Consider the following 13,581-nt stretch of genomic DNA (forward strand, 5'->3'; position numbering starts at 1 on the left):
TTTCTTTCTAATAGAATATGCTCCTATTGTCTTTAATTTCGGAGGCTTCCTTCAATGCATTGTAGACCGCGGTATTTACCCTGGCCGCATTCGAATTTTTTAAGGAATTCGCGAATGTACTGTAGTTCTCCAATTTCGGCGCCTCTTGTTTATTGGTCACGGTAATCAGAAAAACACCGCTTTCCCCTTTGATCAAATCAGAAGTATCGCCAACATTCATGGTATAGGCCGTACCAACAACTATCGGTTCACGCCCTGCACCCGGGATGGTCGGAGCCTTAACCGTCAAGGCAGATGCGGTGGATACGGAAACGGAATTATCCTTGGCCAATTCTTCCATTGATTTACCTTTGTTGGCAGCGATCAATTGTTTGGCCTTTCTTTCTTTTCTTAAAATCGGCAATACGGTTGTCGAAGCATCCGCAACACTTTGCAACCCTTCCTCGTATTGGGCCGTCATTTGTGCAATAACATAGCCATTGTTCACATTGAACCTCTTAACGGCACCAACTTCGGTATCTTCATTGAAGGCCCATTGAACAATGCTTCTTTGTGTACCTAGACCGGGTAAATTCTCGTCCATGGCCTTAATCTTATTTACAGGTCGTACGACATAACTGTTTTCCTTGGCCAAATCAACAAAATTGTTCTCACCGGATATGGCATCCATTTCAAACTTGGTAGCATCTTGGAACAACGTATTGATCGTGGTTTCCGAAGGCTCGATTTCCCTTGTTAAGGTGGCAATTTTGTACACATCCTGTTTATCATCGATCTTAATGACATGGAAACCGAATTCCGTTTCAACAAGTCCAACAGTACCTACGGCATTCCTAAATACAAAATCGTTGAAATCGGCAACCATCATTCCTTCTTGGAAATAACCTAAATCCCCTCCATTGGGAGCCGATGGCCCATCTGAATTATCCCTTGCCAACTGCACGAATACCGCATCTTTCTTTTTGGCTTCTGCCAAAAGCTCTTTAGCCTTGGCCTCTGCCTCTTCTTTTGTCCTGGTAATGTTGGCACCTGCCCTTTCCGCTCCCTCCCAGGAAATCAGGATATGACTGGCCTTGGCCGATCCATTTGTTTTTTTATCCACCATTTTGGATATCTTGAAATAATCGCCGTCGCGGTAAGGACCATACATTTCACCAATGTTCAAAGCGACCAAGGAATCCGCAAAACTAGTGGACAGATCTTTTTTGGCCCTGTAAAGGGTATCGTACTTCGTATCGGATTTTCGTTCCAGAAAATCGACCAAGTCGTTCGTGTTCTTGAATCCTTGAAGCGTATCCATTCTATCGGTTGCCTCACGATACTCGATGGCATCATCCAACATCTTAACGATTTCCTCTTTTATGGCAGCTACATCTTCAGTTGATGCTTTTTCCTCAAAATAAACATATTGGATATCCCGGGCATTCTCCTGCTTATATTCATCTTGATGCTTGTCGATATAGGATTGTATCTCACTCTTGGAAATACTTATGGTGCTATCGGCAATTGACGTATAAGGTAATCGCACATATTTAATATCAACCTTGTCGTTGGACAATTTATAATCCAATTCCCCTTCTTTCAACGTCACACCCATTCCGGCCTTGACCAGGTTAAAATAGGCTTGTTGTTTGGCATTCTGGATTATGGACTGCTCATCTTGCAACCAAAGCTCGTATTGGGAAGGACTGTTCGCCCTTAAATCAGCAATGAAATCCCTGAATTTACCTTGGTCGAAAATACCACTTTCATTCATGAACTGCGGATTTTGGCTGTATGCCGGAATCGTCTCGATATAGTTCATGATCTGATCCTGCTCGATATCGATACCCAAATCCTCAAATTGTTGGTTTAGAACGGCATTCCTGACCTCTTGCTCATATACTTGGTTCACTACCATCATCGATGATGCGGAGGAACCATACCTGTTCTTCGCAACTTCCACTTGTCTTCTAAAATCAGTGATAGGGATTTCATCCCCATTTACTTCTGCGACCGAAGAACCTGTCTTACCGCCCGACATACTATTATTCGTAAACACTCCTGATATGACAAATGCAAAAAGTGCTAGACCTATGATCAATATCAATACGGTGGTTCTCTTTCTTATATTCTCTAAAATCGCCATTCTATGGTATATTTAAAATCAGTTTGCGAAATTACCATTTTCTTTTGAATTAATAAAAAGTAAAACGGGCTTAAAACAAGGTTGATACAGGTTTATACGTCATCCAACAAGCTGAGCTTGATCAAATCTATTTTTGTGTTCGAAACTTCCAAAATCGTAAATAGGAAATTATTGATTTTTATCTCTGTGTCCTTTTCGGGAATTTCCCCCGTTTCGTTGACCAGCAGTCCTCCCAAAGTCTCATACTCATCGTTCTCCGGGAGTTCCAATTTGTAGTTTTCATTAATATAATCCACTTCCAAACGGGCCGAAAACCGATAGTTTTTCGCGTCGATCTGTTCCTCGATCAGATCGGTGGAATCATGTTCGTCCTCTATCTCACCAAAAAGTTCCTCCACGATATCCTCCACGGTCATTAACCCCGAGGTACCCCCGTATTCATCCAAAACCACGGCGATGCTTTTTCGTTTCTTCGTCAACACCTTTAAAATATCATGAATGAGCATGGTCTCAGGAACGAATTCCACCGGTCTAAGGATACTCTTAATGGTCTTTGGCTTTGTAAAGAGTTCGTACGAATGCACATAACCAATGATATTATCTACGGTGCCCTTATAAATCAATATTTTCGAATACCCGGTCTCGGTAAAGAGTTTTGCCAGGTTCTTGGGGGTTTCATGAAGCTCCACTGCCGCAATCTCGGTTCTTGGCACCATTACTTCCCGGGCCTTAACCAAGGTAAACTCCAAGGCATTTTGAAAAATCTGGATCTCCGAATCCACTTGGTCCTCCTCTTCGACACTTCCCATTTGTTCATTGATATAATCCCCCAGTTCCACCTTACTGAACACAAGCTGGGTTTCGTCCCCATCGGTCTTGAAAAAGGTTTTCAGGATAACATCGGAAACTTTAATGACGAATTCGGAAATCACCGAAAACAAAAGGTAAAAAAAATAGGCAGGTACCGCCAATATCTTCAACAGGCTATTGGCATAGATCTGAAAAAGTACCTTAGGGAGGAATTCCGCCGTGATCAAAATGATCAGTGTGGATATTATGGTCTGTGTAAGCAAACTGAAATCGGTCAACATCAGGTGCACCAGGCTATTCCGTACCGGCAGTGCCCCGACAAACCAAGCCATCAGCAATTCCCCCATGAACAACCCGTAGATGACCAATGAGATATTATTGCCAATTAACATGGTAGCAATGAACTTCGAAGGTCTATTCGTTAAACGGGAAAGTACTTTGGCCAAAAAATCATCTTGTTTTTTCTCAATCTCAATATGGATTTTATTGGCAGAGATGAATGCGATTTCCATACCTGAAAAAAAGGCTGAAAACACCAAGGAAAGTACTATTATGACAATGGAGGCCTCCATTCTTACTGTTGGTTATCCTTATTTCGTTGTTCGAATTTCTTGCGGTAATTTCTTCTGAAAGCGAACATGGCAATAGAAACTACTGCAAAAAATATGAATATATAGGTGCCCTCCCTATTGACATTCCAATCCGTAAAAATCCTATAAACCGAGAAGATAGCCACTAGCAAATACAAATACTCGGTATACTTTAATATCTTAATCATTCAATTCTTCTTTAATGGTCATTAGACCATAGGTTTTATGTGCATTCAAAAACGTAAAATCCCTGTTGAAATCCATTCCTTCACCATCCATTACCGTACCCTCTTCGGGGTTTGTATATTTGAATTCCTCTTCGGTAAAGGCCCAATTGTTGGATTGATCATAATACAATCTGGGGGTTTCCAGTTTTTTGCCGTCATGGGTTTCCAAAACCACATTGCCCCTTAAATCAATTAAACCGGTCGATGAATATCGTATACAATAATCCGCGGTGATCTTGTTTCTATTGTTGTCTTCATCGAAAATATCGACCGAAATACCTTTTGGAAACGTGCGATAGGGAAATTCGAGATTTTCATAATTCTCGGTAATAGGTCCCGACAATACGGATATGACCTTAGTGGTATCGACATCCCCATTTCCCATATCCTCTTTGGCCTCTGAATACCTAAATGAGAAATTTTCCGCGATACCCTGTGGAAACACCAATGGCAAGGCCTCTTCCCCTACGCGCTCATAATTATCCGCACATGAAAAAAAAAGCATTGCCCCGGAAAACACCAGGGCAATGCCATATAAATTATATCTAAAAGGTCGTTTCATCTTATAAATTAGGAACCTTGACACTACCACCTACCCAACAATTGAAGGATACTGTTTTACCGGCCATTCCCGAGTTGAAGATATCTGTTTTAGAGGGAGCTTTCGCTGAATAACTTGCAGCGGATTGATTGGCTCTTCCACTTAAGGAAGGATCCACCCTACCGGCTTTTCTTGCCATTTCAGCAGCTCTCCAATAAATCGCTCTTTTTTCAAAAGGAGTTGACCCACAATCATTGGCACTTGTAGCATATAAATTAGCGATCAATAAGTACGCCCTACCATTGGAAGGATTGGCATCAATCGCCTTTTGGGCATAATTTCTTGCCGTAGATTTGCTACTTGTCCTAAAAACGGTGGCTACTTTATAAGCAATGTTGGATTTTTTCCTTGCATCGGTTTCCAATTCCAAAGCTTTGTTGAAATCTGCTACGGCACCATTGCGATCCCCAGCCTTTAATTTAAGGTTACCTCCATATACATAAGCATCAGCAGATGGATCCAATGCCATTTGGGCTTCAAATAATTTTCTGAACATTGGGTCATCGGTACACTCTTTGTTGAACATTCTACCCACAGCCCTCTTTACCCAAGTAATATCGTTTTTCTTTTCTTCGAAACTCTTCTGGTACAAAGGGATCAAATTACCACAATCGGCCAAATCCCCTAGTTTGGAATCTATACTACCTTCGATTTTACCAAAGGATTCGGAGTTGGTAGTGGCCGCTTTCAATGTTCTTTTCTCCTTGCTCGTCAAGGTACCTTCCTCTTCTTTTGGAAGTAATTTTGAAATCCTATCGGTCAACTTAACATTCTCCTCTTCGATTTTTTCGGTAACATCATCATAGACATCAAAAACCTCTTGGAGATCCTTGCTTCCGGCTTTATGCAAATCCACTAAACTGGAAAAATAAAGATAAAGTGCCTTTGGATTTTTGAAATTAACCCTATCCTCTTTAAAAGCTCTACCCAATTCTTCATATATCTCGTCATTCGAGACCATTTTATTGTCATACTTCAACAATACCTTATCAATAATGACATCGGCAAGCTTCGCTTTTTTAGGAAAGTATTTTAAACTACCGTCATACAAAGACAATAAATCTTGGATGGCTGCATCTTTATCGGCCCCGGTGGATTTTTGCACGCGATCTTTCAAAATCCTTTCACCATAGGCGAAATTGGCCCAGTTGATATCAGGACAATTGTCATACACCATTTTCCAGGGGGTGTATGCCGATTCGTAATTTTTAACTTTTGCATGTTCAACGTAGATCGACAGATTGGTCATGCACTCTTGGTTCTGTGCCTGTGCATTACTCACTCCCATGCTTCCTAGAAGCAAAACAGCCGTGAAGTAAAGTTTCGTTTTCATATTATTAATTTTAGCGGTTAATGTACAATTTTTTCTCAATTAATTCTACGCTTACGGAACCAAATATCGTCCAACGAAAGACCTGAATTAATCTTGAAATAATTTTCTTCTTTTGAATCAGCATATTCGGACCCTTCCCTATTCTCCTCAAAATCAAGGTTAAAATCGGAAAAGCTACCTTTCTTCGGTAAACCAAAAGTTATGCCAAAGTTATTTATCTTACGTGTTATTATAGGCATTCCCATTTTTTCCTGCCCCAAACCGGCCTTGCAAGACATTCCTGTAAAATTTGTTGACGATGGTGCATGCCCCAGTTTAAATGATCGATTGGATGCACCTGGACCGATTTCGTTTCCCTTCCTGAATGTACGGTTAGATTCCGTATCCATCCCAACACTCAAATTCCTTACGTATTCAAGCGAGGTAACCGAGTTGCTTTGGGCATCACCATTAGGCGCTGAATCCTGGGTGGCAAATGTAGTCGATACGGTAGTATATATAGTATTACAGAAAATCGCCCTGTTCCGAACCCCTAGACCACTATACGTCGTAGGGTTCTTTTGGTTTGGACAGCCACTATCGGCAAACCTACCGACACTGCCTACCACTGGATATTCCGCAGATTCTTTTGATCGTGATCCATCGATGCCAAAATAAGAGTATGAAGGAACAGTTCCATGTTGAGAACGTAGTCTTGAGGACGTAATGCATACTTTTGCAATTACACTTTTTTTGGCCATCTAACTCTTATTGTAGTCTAGCAAATTGTTCAATCCTGTTAGCAGAAAATTGGAAAGCGCAAATATGGTATTTTTTAACCGTTTAGACAAAAATTGAGTATCCCCACCTGTTAAAATAACTGTTAAATCTACGAATTCAGTGCGATATTGATCTATTATACCGTCCAATTCGGCACAAACCCCATTAATTACCCCACTATGTATACTCGATTCCGTACTATTTCCCATCAACCCCCTGGGATTCCCGGGGGTCAAAAGCGGTAACTTTGAAGTTTGCCGGTGAAGTGCATTATAACGCATTTGTAGTCCCGGGGAGATGGCACCCCCCAAATACTCCCCCTCTTCGGTCAACAGATCATAGGTGATACAGGTTCCCGCATCGATAACCAATACATTCTTATTTGGCTTATGATAAAACGCAGCCGCCGCGAGGGCGATACGGTCTACCCCTAAGGTATCAGGAGTGGCATATCTGTTTTTAAAAGGGGTCTTGGTACTGTGATCAAGCACATGTACCTTGGAAAAAACTTTCAATGCCTCTAAATCGGTTTTTTCCAAAACTACGACCGAAGACACCATAGTCCATTCTATTTCGGGATATGCACCGTATATGTATCTGGCTTTATCCACCAAACCAACAAGCTTGACACTATCCTCATATACCAACGTACCCTTTTCGAAAACGGCTAATTTCACAAAGCTGTTCCCAACATCTATTATGAGATTCATGATACAAAGATCTACAATTGTAAAAAACAATCATCTTTTTTTACAAATTTGTTTGTATATCGTAAAATTGAAATTATATTTGCACCCTCTTAAAAGGGATGGTGCCTTAGCTCAGTTGGTAGAGCAATGGACTGAAAATCCATGTGTCCCTGGTTCGATTCCTGGAGGCACCACAAAAAAGCGTTCGATTTTCGAACGCTTTTTTTATACCTTGACCTTTCACTTTGGCGCTACTCCCAAATCCGATCTACCCCATTCACTTGAAAATCAATGCACTCCATTGTTTCCGCACTTAAATTTTCAATGGTCAATTCCGAATAATCCTCATTTGGGAAAATCTGGGATGTCATCACATATTGCCCGTTATTGATAAAGATCTCTACCGAAGACCAATCGACAAAAATCCTGACTTCATAAGGTCCGTTTGGCAAATCAGGAACCGGCATTCGTTGTATGATGTTTCCAAACCCCTCTTGAAAGTCAACTTTCCCCGATTTGGACCTATCCAGTAAAAACAGCCCTTCATTCCCTTTCATGGTCAACAACAACCGATCATTTACCCCATTACCCAACCTTAACAGAAAATCTTTTGATCCGGTGGTAAAACGAATTTCCGATTGACTTAATTTTTCCGAATCGATCCGATGGTCTTTTCCTGCAGGAACAATCAGTGTTGTTCCAGACCCATTTGCGATAATCGAATTGAAACCTTCAATTGGGTAGTTGAACAACTGATAGTCTTTGGAAATTTGCTTTAACTTCAATGCCCTTGGTAGTGTCATGGCGCTTCGCCATTTTTCGGTCGGCGTATCCCTGGCATAATTCCAATTACTCATCCATCCTATAAAAATCGGGTCAGGTTCCGGGGTGTTGTTATACGTTACCCCGGCATAGTTATCCGTACCATAGTCGATCCATTTCTCTTCGGTTTGGTCTGTGGCAAAAGACGTACCGTCAAAATCCCCAACGAAATATTGGGTACCGCTCCCGCTGTTGGGTGCCCCAGGGTTAATGCTGATCAATAACACCCACTTGACTTCATTCGTTCCATCGACCACCATGGGTATCAGGTCCGGGCACTCCCAAACACCCCCATGTGCCCCTTTATCCTTACCGAATTCACTGAGAAGCTCCCACTCCTTTAAATTATCGGACCCATAAAACAGGGCCCGATCCCCAGCTACCAAAGTCATAATCCATTTTTCGGATTCCCCATGCCACATTACCTTAGGATCACGGAAATCCTTTACACCAGGGTTGCCGATCACAGGGTTGCCTTCGTACTTCGTCCAAGTGTCCCCATGGTCAAGACTATAGGCAATCCCCTGGGTTTGGTAATCGAGCTTACCTTCTTTTTCCCCAATCGGATCATGATACGTAAAGATCGCCACCAATGGGGGGTTATCTGCCGTGCCGAAACCCGAACTGTTCGCTTTATCGACCACAGCACTCCCCGAGAAGATATAACCCAGTTCATCCGGATATAGGGCTATAGGTTTATGTTCCCAGTGCAATAGGTCTTTACTCACCGCATGCCCCCAATGCATGGGGCCCCAAACAATATCATCAGGGTAGTATTGATAGAAAAGATGATAAATTCCATCATGGTACACCATGCCGTTCGGATCGTTCATCCATTTTTCTTTAGGGGAAAAATGAAACTGTGGCCTGTAAGGCTCCCGGTAATATTCCGTCTTACCCATAACTGTAGGTGTTGACGAATCGTTTGCCTTTTGTTTGCAGGCGACCAAAACAATTAATACGGAAATAAGAGCAAGTGTTTTATAACCCATATCATTTTTTCGTTTAGCTTAAGTTACGAAATTCCCATGATATCTTTACCTTTGATTATCCCGGAACATGAAAACCTTATCCATATTTTGTAGCTTTCTATTTTGTGTCGCATCGCTGATGGCACAGAGGAAAATGGATAGGGCCTTACAAACCCTCAACAAGGGAACGATCCCTTACATCGAGGTCTCGGAGGCCATTTCCAAAGACAGTTTGATTTATTTGGACAGTAGGGACATCAAGGAATTCAGGGTAAGTCATTTAAAGGATGCGATATGGGTAGGCCATGATTTTTTTGACCCGAAACGCCTACAAGAAATCGTACCTGATCTAGACACCCCAGTGGTGGTCTATTGTTCGATCGGGGTGCGTTCGGAGGACATAGGGGAAAGGCTCAAAGAACTTGGCTATACGAATATCCAAAACCTATATGGGGGCATTTTTAAATGGAAAAACTCCGGTTATCCCGTTTTTGACCCTGAGGGCAACAAAACGGAAAAAGTGCACGCCTATAATAGGGTTTGGGGCAAATTATTGACCAAAGGCGAAAAAATATACGAGTAAGCAAGTAACTATAGATGGGCATTATCCAATCAAATACACAAAAAATAGACGCCAAGACCATTCACTTCCATTTGGCGGATCCGAAAGATCTTCTACTCATTTTTACACGAAACCCGGTTTTGGGCAAATGCAAAACACGATTGGCGGCCAAAGTAGGTGACCAAGTCGCTTTGGACATCTATACGGATCTACTACACCATACGGCCAGCATTACCAAAGATTTACCGGTACACAAACAAGTGTTTTATTCGGAAGAAATTTGGGAAAACGATCTTTGGGACAACCTTATTTATGACAAGCGCCCACAACAAGGATCCGATTTAGGGGAACGTATGGCAAATGCTTTTCTCGATGGATTTGAAAATGCATTTGAGAGAATCATCATCATCGGAAGCGATATGTACGATTTGGAACGCATTGACTTGGCCAATGCCTTCAAAGCGCTTCATGAAAATGACTATGTCATAGGACCGGCCACCGATGGCGGGTACTATCTGCTGGGAATGAAATCCTATAACGATAAAATCTTCAAAAATAAGGCCTGGGGAACGAACAAGGTGTTTGAAGATACAATGAACGATATGACCAATGACAAAGTTTTCCTCTTGGAAACAAAGAATGATATTGACCACTACGAAGACATTTTACCAATAAAAGCTTTTCATAAATATTTGAAGAACCTATGAGATTATCAGAACAACAATTACAGGATTCAACGGCGTATTTAATGGATAAGGGGTTTGACGAACCTGAAATCGGGATTGTTTTAGGGACCGGACTGGGAAAATTGGTTGAGGCCATTGAAGACCCTATCACAGCACATTACAATCAAATCCCGTATTTTCCTTTGGCCACCGTCGAGTTCCATTCCGGAAAATTGATATACGGCATTATAGAAGGCAAAAAAGTGGTGGTTATGGAAGGACGCTTCCATCTTTATGAAGGTTATGACTTTGTCGATGTCACTTATCCCATCCGAATAATGCACAAACTCGGGATCAAAAAATTGTTCGTTTCAAACGCTGCGGGAGCCATCAACCTCGATTTCAAAAAAGGGGACATTATGCTGATTGAAGACCATATAAACCTTCAAGGCGGATCACCTTTGGCTTTCAGCAATGTGGACAAATTCGGCAATCGATTTGTAGATATGAGCGAGCCATATGACAAAACCATGCGGAATACGCTGATCACCATAGCCAAGCGCGAGAATATACGATTACAAAAAGGGGTTTATGCCGCGGTAATAGGACCTCAGCTCGAAACCAAAGCAGAATATCGAATGTTGAAAATCATAGGCTCCGATGCCGTAGGTATGAGTACCGTACCTGAGGTGATCGTGGCCAACCACTTGCAAATACCTATCGTGGCCGTATCGGTACTGACCGACGAATGTGACCCGGACAACCTTGAACCCGTAGACATTCAGGAAATTATTGGAATCGCCAATAAAACAGAACCCAAAATGATCAAACTATTTACAGAACTAATAAAAGAGCTATGAGTTACTTAGACGCCACGAACGATCTCTATAAGAATGCGGCCCTAACCCCTGATGTCGGCTTATGTTGTACTACCAATCCCATTTGGCAATTCCCGGGATTGTCGATCCCCAAGATCATGCAAGAAATGAATTACGGGTGCGGCAGCACCGTATCTGCCCAGGACTTGGTAAACGATCCCAAAATACTCTATGTTGGCGTTGGTGGCGGTATGGAGCTCTTGCAATTTTCTTATTTCTCCCGTCAAAAAGGTGGTGTTACCGGAGTGGATGTGGTCGATGAAATGCTCGAGGCTTCCCAACGGAATTTCAAGATAGCGGAAAAAGAAAACGACTGGTTCAAAAGTGAATTCATAAACCTCGTCAAAGGGGATGCCTTGAACTTGCCCATCGCGAGCGAAAGTATCGACATCGCTGCCCAGAACTGCCTTTTCAACATCTTCAAGACCGAAGATTTAAAGAAAGCCATTGGTGAAATGTACCGCGTTTTAAAGCCACACGGTCGTTTGGTGATGAGCGACCCTATTTGTGAGCAACCAATGAACGAGAGGTTGCGAAACGACGACAAGCTTCGCGCACTTTGTTTAAGTGGCAGTATTCCCATGAAGGACTACATCAAGACCTTGACCGATGCCGGATTCGGAACCATCGAGATCAGGGCAAGAAAATCGTATCGGGTATTATCGCCCAACCACTACCCCACCGATGAACTGATTTTTATAGAGTCTATCGAAATTGCAGCCATAAAAGACCCGATGCCGGCCGATGGCCCTTGTATTTTTACAGGGAAAACCGCTATTTATTACGGTGATGAAGAATATTTCGATGATCATGCCGGGCATGTGCTGTTGCAAAACCAGCCCTTGGCCATATGTGACAAAACCGCTGCGGCTTTGACAAAGACCGGGGCACCCATACATATCAGCGAAAGCACATGGCATTATAATGGCGGTGGATGCTGTTGATTTTGTAAGGTTCCAAGGAATTGATGAACTAAAGGAACATAGTTTTTCTTAAACCCACGCCATGAGCAAACTGAGTGCCATCCTCATCGTTTTACCTTTTTTCCTGATACGGAATTGCTTTGGACAAAAGCCATCCTTTCCAAGGACGGAAAAAGAAATTATAACGATCCACCATGATGCCTGGGACACCCTACTGCGACAATATGTCGATGAAAATGGAAATGTCGACTATCAGGGCTTTGCCTCCAAGAGCCAACAATTAGGCCATTATTTGGACTATTTGACCACCAACCCCATATCAGTCGCCGCGGATAAAGAAGAACAGTTGGCCTATTACATCAATCTTTACAACGCAGGCACCATTCAGTTGATCTTGGAACATTATCCCATCGAAAGTATAAAGGATATCTCGAGACCTTGGGACAAAAATCGATTTAAAATCGGGGAAGACCAATATTCCCTGGGTGAAATCGAGCACGGTATACTTCGTAAAATGGAAGAACCCCGCATTCATTTTGCCATCAATTGTGCTTCCTATTCCTGTCCCCGATTATTGAACGAGGCCTTTACCGCCGCTAAAATGGAGGAACAACTCCATAAGGCGACCATAGGGTTCATCAATGACCCAAGCAAAAACGAAATATCAAAAAATCACGTCGCGATTTCGAAAATATTCAAATGGTATGCAGGTGATTTTACCCATGAAAACGGCCTTATCGGTTACCTCAACCAATATTCCGAAATTAAGGTTCCGTTACATTCCGATATTGATCATTTAACTTATGATTGGAGCTTGAATGAAAAAAAGTAACAAAACCATAAGCATTATCATCCCGGTGTTGAATGAGGAAAAACATATCGGCAAACTCCTTGTTTACCTTAAAGAAAACAGTACCCCATCACAAATAGCGGAGGTATTGGTCGTTGATGGCCATAGTAGCGACCAAACCGTTCAAATTGCCCGAAATGCCGGAGCTACCGTTTTTCAAGCCCCAAAAGGCAGGGCCAAACAAATGAATTATGGCGCCAAAAAAGCCAAAGGCGACATTCTCTATTTTTTGCATGCCGATACCTTTCCCCCAAAGGATTTTGACGGCCATATCATTTCCGCACTTTCCCAAAACCATAGATCGGGCTGCTTTCAAATGCGTTTTGACAGTAACAGTGTCCTACTTCGTTTTTTTGCCTGGTTTACCCGGTACAATCACAAAATATGTAGAGGAGGGGATCAATCGTTGTTCATTACCAAAGAACTCTTTGACCGGATCGAAGGTTATAATGAGGATTACTGGATTTTTGAAGACAACGAAATGATTGGGCGCATATATCAAAAAACCGATTTTAAGATACTTCCCCATCCCGTTGAAACTTCTGCCAGAAAATACCAAAAGAACGGGGTCCTAAAACTGCAATATCATTTCGGGGTAATCCACCTTAAGAATTTTTTGGGTGCCGGACCGGAAAAATTGCATGATTATTACAAAAGAAAAATCTCAACTTAAGGAATCTCCCTACCTTACCTACCACCCCCAAAAATTTGTAAATTAACGAATTGTGACTCCCCATACAAGAATACGGAAGACCCCCAAAGGCAGGAGTGCT

The 13,581-nt window shown here is 42.2% G+C and carries 14 protein-coding genes and 1 tRNA gene; 7 read left to right on the forward strand and 8 right to left on the reverse strand.

Annotation, left to right across the window (positions count from 1 at the left end):
- Positions 1-7: 7 nt before the first annotated feature.
- The 7 genes from PHU20_RS13610 to PHU20_RS13640 all read right to left on the reverse strand — a co-directional run bounded on the left by PHU20_RS13610 (position 8) and on the right by PHU20_RS13640 (position 7,158).
- Positions 8-2,128, reverse strand: a complete 2,121-nt coding sequence (locus PHU20_RS13610) for a peptidylprolyl isomerase (protein ID WP_274825937.1) — start codon at positions 2,126-2,128, stop codon at positions 8-10.
- 92 nt (positions 2,129-2,220) lie between these two features.
- On the reverse strand, positions 2,221-3,510 hold the full coding sequence (locus PHU20_RS13615) for a hemolysin family protein (RefSeq protein ID WP_274825938.1): 1,290 nt from the start codon (positions 3,508-3,510) through the stop codon (positions 2,221-2,223).
- 2 nt (positions 3,511-3,512) lie between these two features.
- Positions 3,513-3,716 carry a hypothetical protein gene (locus PHU20_RS13620; protein WP_274825939.1) on the reverse strand — a complete coding sequence of 68 codons (204 nt, stop codon included), beginning with the start codon at positions 3,714-3,716 and terminating at the stop codon, positions 3,513-3,515.
- Positions 3,709-4,317, reverse strand: coding sequence for an LPS export ABC transporter periplasmic protein LptC (gene lptC, locus PHU20_RS13625; RefSeq protein WP_274825940.1), 609 nt, complete (start codon positions 4,315-4,317; stop codon positions 3,709-3,711). Before lptC ends, PHU20_RS13620 begins: the two co-directional genes overlap by 8 nt.
- 1 nt (position 4,318) lies before the next feature.
- Positions 4,319-5,689, reverse strand: coding sequence for a tetratricopeptide repeat protein (locus PHU20_RS13630; RefSeq protein ID WP_274825941.1), 1,371 nt, complete (start codon positions 5,687-5,689; stop codon positions 4,319-4,321).
- 35 nt (positions 5,690-5,724) lie between these two features.
- The gene (locus PHU20_RS13635; RefSeq protein ID WP_274825942.1) at positions 5,725-6,429 is read right to left on the reverse strand and encodes a hypothetical protein; all 705 of its coding nucleotides are present in this window, start codon (positions 6,427-6,429) and stop codon (positions 5,725-5,727) included.
- Entirely contained in the window at positions 6,430-7,158 is a 729-nt protein-coding gene (locus PHU20_RS13640) for a type III pantothenate kinase (protein ID WP_274825943.1), read from the reverse strand.
- A gap of 100 nt (positions 7,159-7,258) precedes the next feature.
- Between PHU20_RS13640 and PHU20_RS13645 the strand changes: the two genes are divergently transcribed.
- Positions 7,259-7,331 (forward strand) — tRNA-Phe (locus tag PHU20_RS13645).
- A gap of 57 nt (positions 7,332-7,388) precedes the next feature.
- Here the strand turns inward: PHU20_RS13645 and PHU20_RS13650 are convergent.
- Positions 7,389-8,861, reverse strand: coding sequence for a glycoside hydrolase family 32 protein (locus PHU20_RS13650; RefSeq protein WP_274825944.1), 1,473 nt, complete (start codon positions 8,859-8,861; stop codon positions 7,389-7,391).
- 208 nt (positions 8,862-9,069) lie between these two features.
- Between PHU20_RS13650 and PHU20_RS13655 the strand changes: the two genes are divergently transcribed.
- From PHU20_RS13655 to PHU20_RS13680, 6 genes are all read left to right on the forward strand, one after another.
- Positions 9,070-9,513 carry a rhodanese-like domain-containing protein gene (locus tag PHU20_RS13655; protein WP_274825945.1) on the forward strand — a complete coding sequence of 148 codons (444 nt, stop codon included), beginning with the start codon at positions 9,070-9,072 and terminating at the stop codon, positions 9,511-9,513.
- Positions 9,514-9,527: 14 nt separating this feature from the next.
- Positions 9,528-10,199, forward strand: coding sequence for a TIGR04282 family arsenosugar biosynthesis glycosyltransferase (locus tag PHU20_RS13660; RefSeq protein WP_274825946.1), 672 nt, complete (start codon positions 9,528-9,530; stop codon positions 10,197-10,199).
- A complete protein-coding gene (locus PHU20_RS13665; RefSeq protein WP_274825947.1) occupies positions 10,196-11,017 on the forward strand; it encodes a purine-nucleoside phosphorylase in 822 nt (273 codons plus the stop codon). The genes PHU20_RS13660 and PHU20_RS13665 overlap by 4 nt, the downstream gene beginning before the upstream one ends.
- Positions 11,014-11,979 carry an arsenosugar biosynthesis arsenite methyltransferase ArsM gene (gene arsM, locus PHU20_RS13670; RefSeq protein ID WP_274825948.1) on the forward strand — a complete coding sequence of 322 codons (966 nt, stop codon included), beginning with the start codon at positions 11,014-11,016 and terminating at the stop codon, positions 11,977-11,979. Before PHU20_RS13665 ends, arsM begins: the two co-directional genes overlap by 4 nt.
- A gap of 61 nt (positions 11,980-12,040) precedes the next feature.
- Positions 12,041-12,790, forward strand: coding sequence for a DUF547 domain-containing protein (locus PHU20_RS13675; RefSeq protein ID WP_274825949.1), 750 nt, complete (start codon positions 12,041-12,043; stop codon positions 12,788-12,790).
- Complete coding sequence (locus PHU20_RS13680; protein ID WP_274825950.1) at positions 12,777-13,481, forward strand: TIGR04283 family arsenosugar biosynthesis glycosyltransferase; 705 nt, start codon at positions 12,777-12,779, stop codon at positions 13,479-13,481. The genes PHU20_RS13675 and PHU20_RS13680 overlap by 14 nt, the downstream gene beginning before the upstream one ends.
- Positions 13,482-13,581: the final 100 nt, after the last annotated feature.

It is taken from the genome of Maribacter polysaccharolyticus (genome assembly GCF_028882255.1).
In the GTDB taxonomy this organism is placed as follows: Bacteria; Bacteroidota; Bacteroidia; order Flavobacteriales; family Flavobacteriaceae; genus Maribacter_A; species Maribacter_A polysaccharolyticus.

Bases quoted from the DNA above. Each gene is read 5' to 3' on its own strand.
- PHU20_RS13630 (WP_274825941.1), bottom strand. From the start codon at position 5,689: ATGAAAACGAAACTTTACTTCACGGCTGTTTTGCTTCTAGGAAGCATG.
- PHU20_RS13655 (WP_274825945.1), top strand. From the start codon at position 9,070: ATGGCACAGAGGAAAATGGATAGGGCCTTACAAACCCTCAACAAGGGA.
- PHU20_RS13635 (WP_274825942.1), bottom strand. From the start codon at position 6,429: ATGGCCAAAAAAAGTGTAATTGCAAAAGTATGCATTACGTCCTCAAGA.
- PHU20_RS13675 (WP_274825949.1), top strand. From the start codon at position 12,041: ATGAGCAAACTGAGTGCCATCCTCATCGTTTTACCTTTTTTCCTGATA.
- PHU20_RS13680 (WP_274825950.1), top strand. From the start codon at position 12,777: ATGAAAAAAAGTAACAAAACCATAAGCATTATCATCCCGGTGTTGAAT.
- PHU20_RS13660 (WP_274825946.1), top strand. From the start codon at position 9,528: ATGGGCATTATCCAATCAAATACACAAAAAATAGACGCCAAGACCATT.
- arsM (WP_274825948.1), top strand. From the start codon at position 11,014: ATGAGTTACTTAGACGCCACGAACGATCTCTATAAGAATGCGGCCCTA.
- PHU20_RS13615 (WP_274825938.1), bottom strand. From the start codon at position 3,510: ATGGAGGCCTCCATTGTCATAATAGTACTTTCCTTGGTGTTTTCAGCC.
- PHU20_RS13650 (WP_274825944.1), bottom strand. From the start codon at position 8,861: ATGGGTAAGACGGAATATTACCGGGAGCCTTACAGGCCACAGTTTCAT.
- PHU20_RS13640 (WP_274825943.1), bottom strand. From the start codon at position 7,158: ATGAATCTCATAATAGATGTTGGGAACAGCTTTGTGAAATTAGCCGTT.
- lptC (WP_274825940.1), bottom strand. From the start codon at position 4,317: ATGAAACGACCTTTTAGATATAATTTATATGGCATTGCCCTGGTGTTT.
- PHU20_RS13610 (WP_274825937.1), bottom strand. From the start codon at position 2,128: ATGGCGATTTTAGAGAATATAAGAAAGAGAACCACCGTATTGATATTG.
- PHU20_RS13620 (WP_274825939.1), bottom strand. From the start codon at position 3,716: ATGATTAAGATATTAAAGTATACCGAGTATTTGTATTTGCTAGTGGCT.
- PHU20_RS13665 (WP_274825947.1), top strand. From the start codon at position 10,196: ATGAGATTATCAGAACAACAATTACAGGATTCAACGGCGTATTTAATG.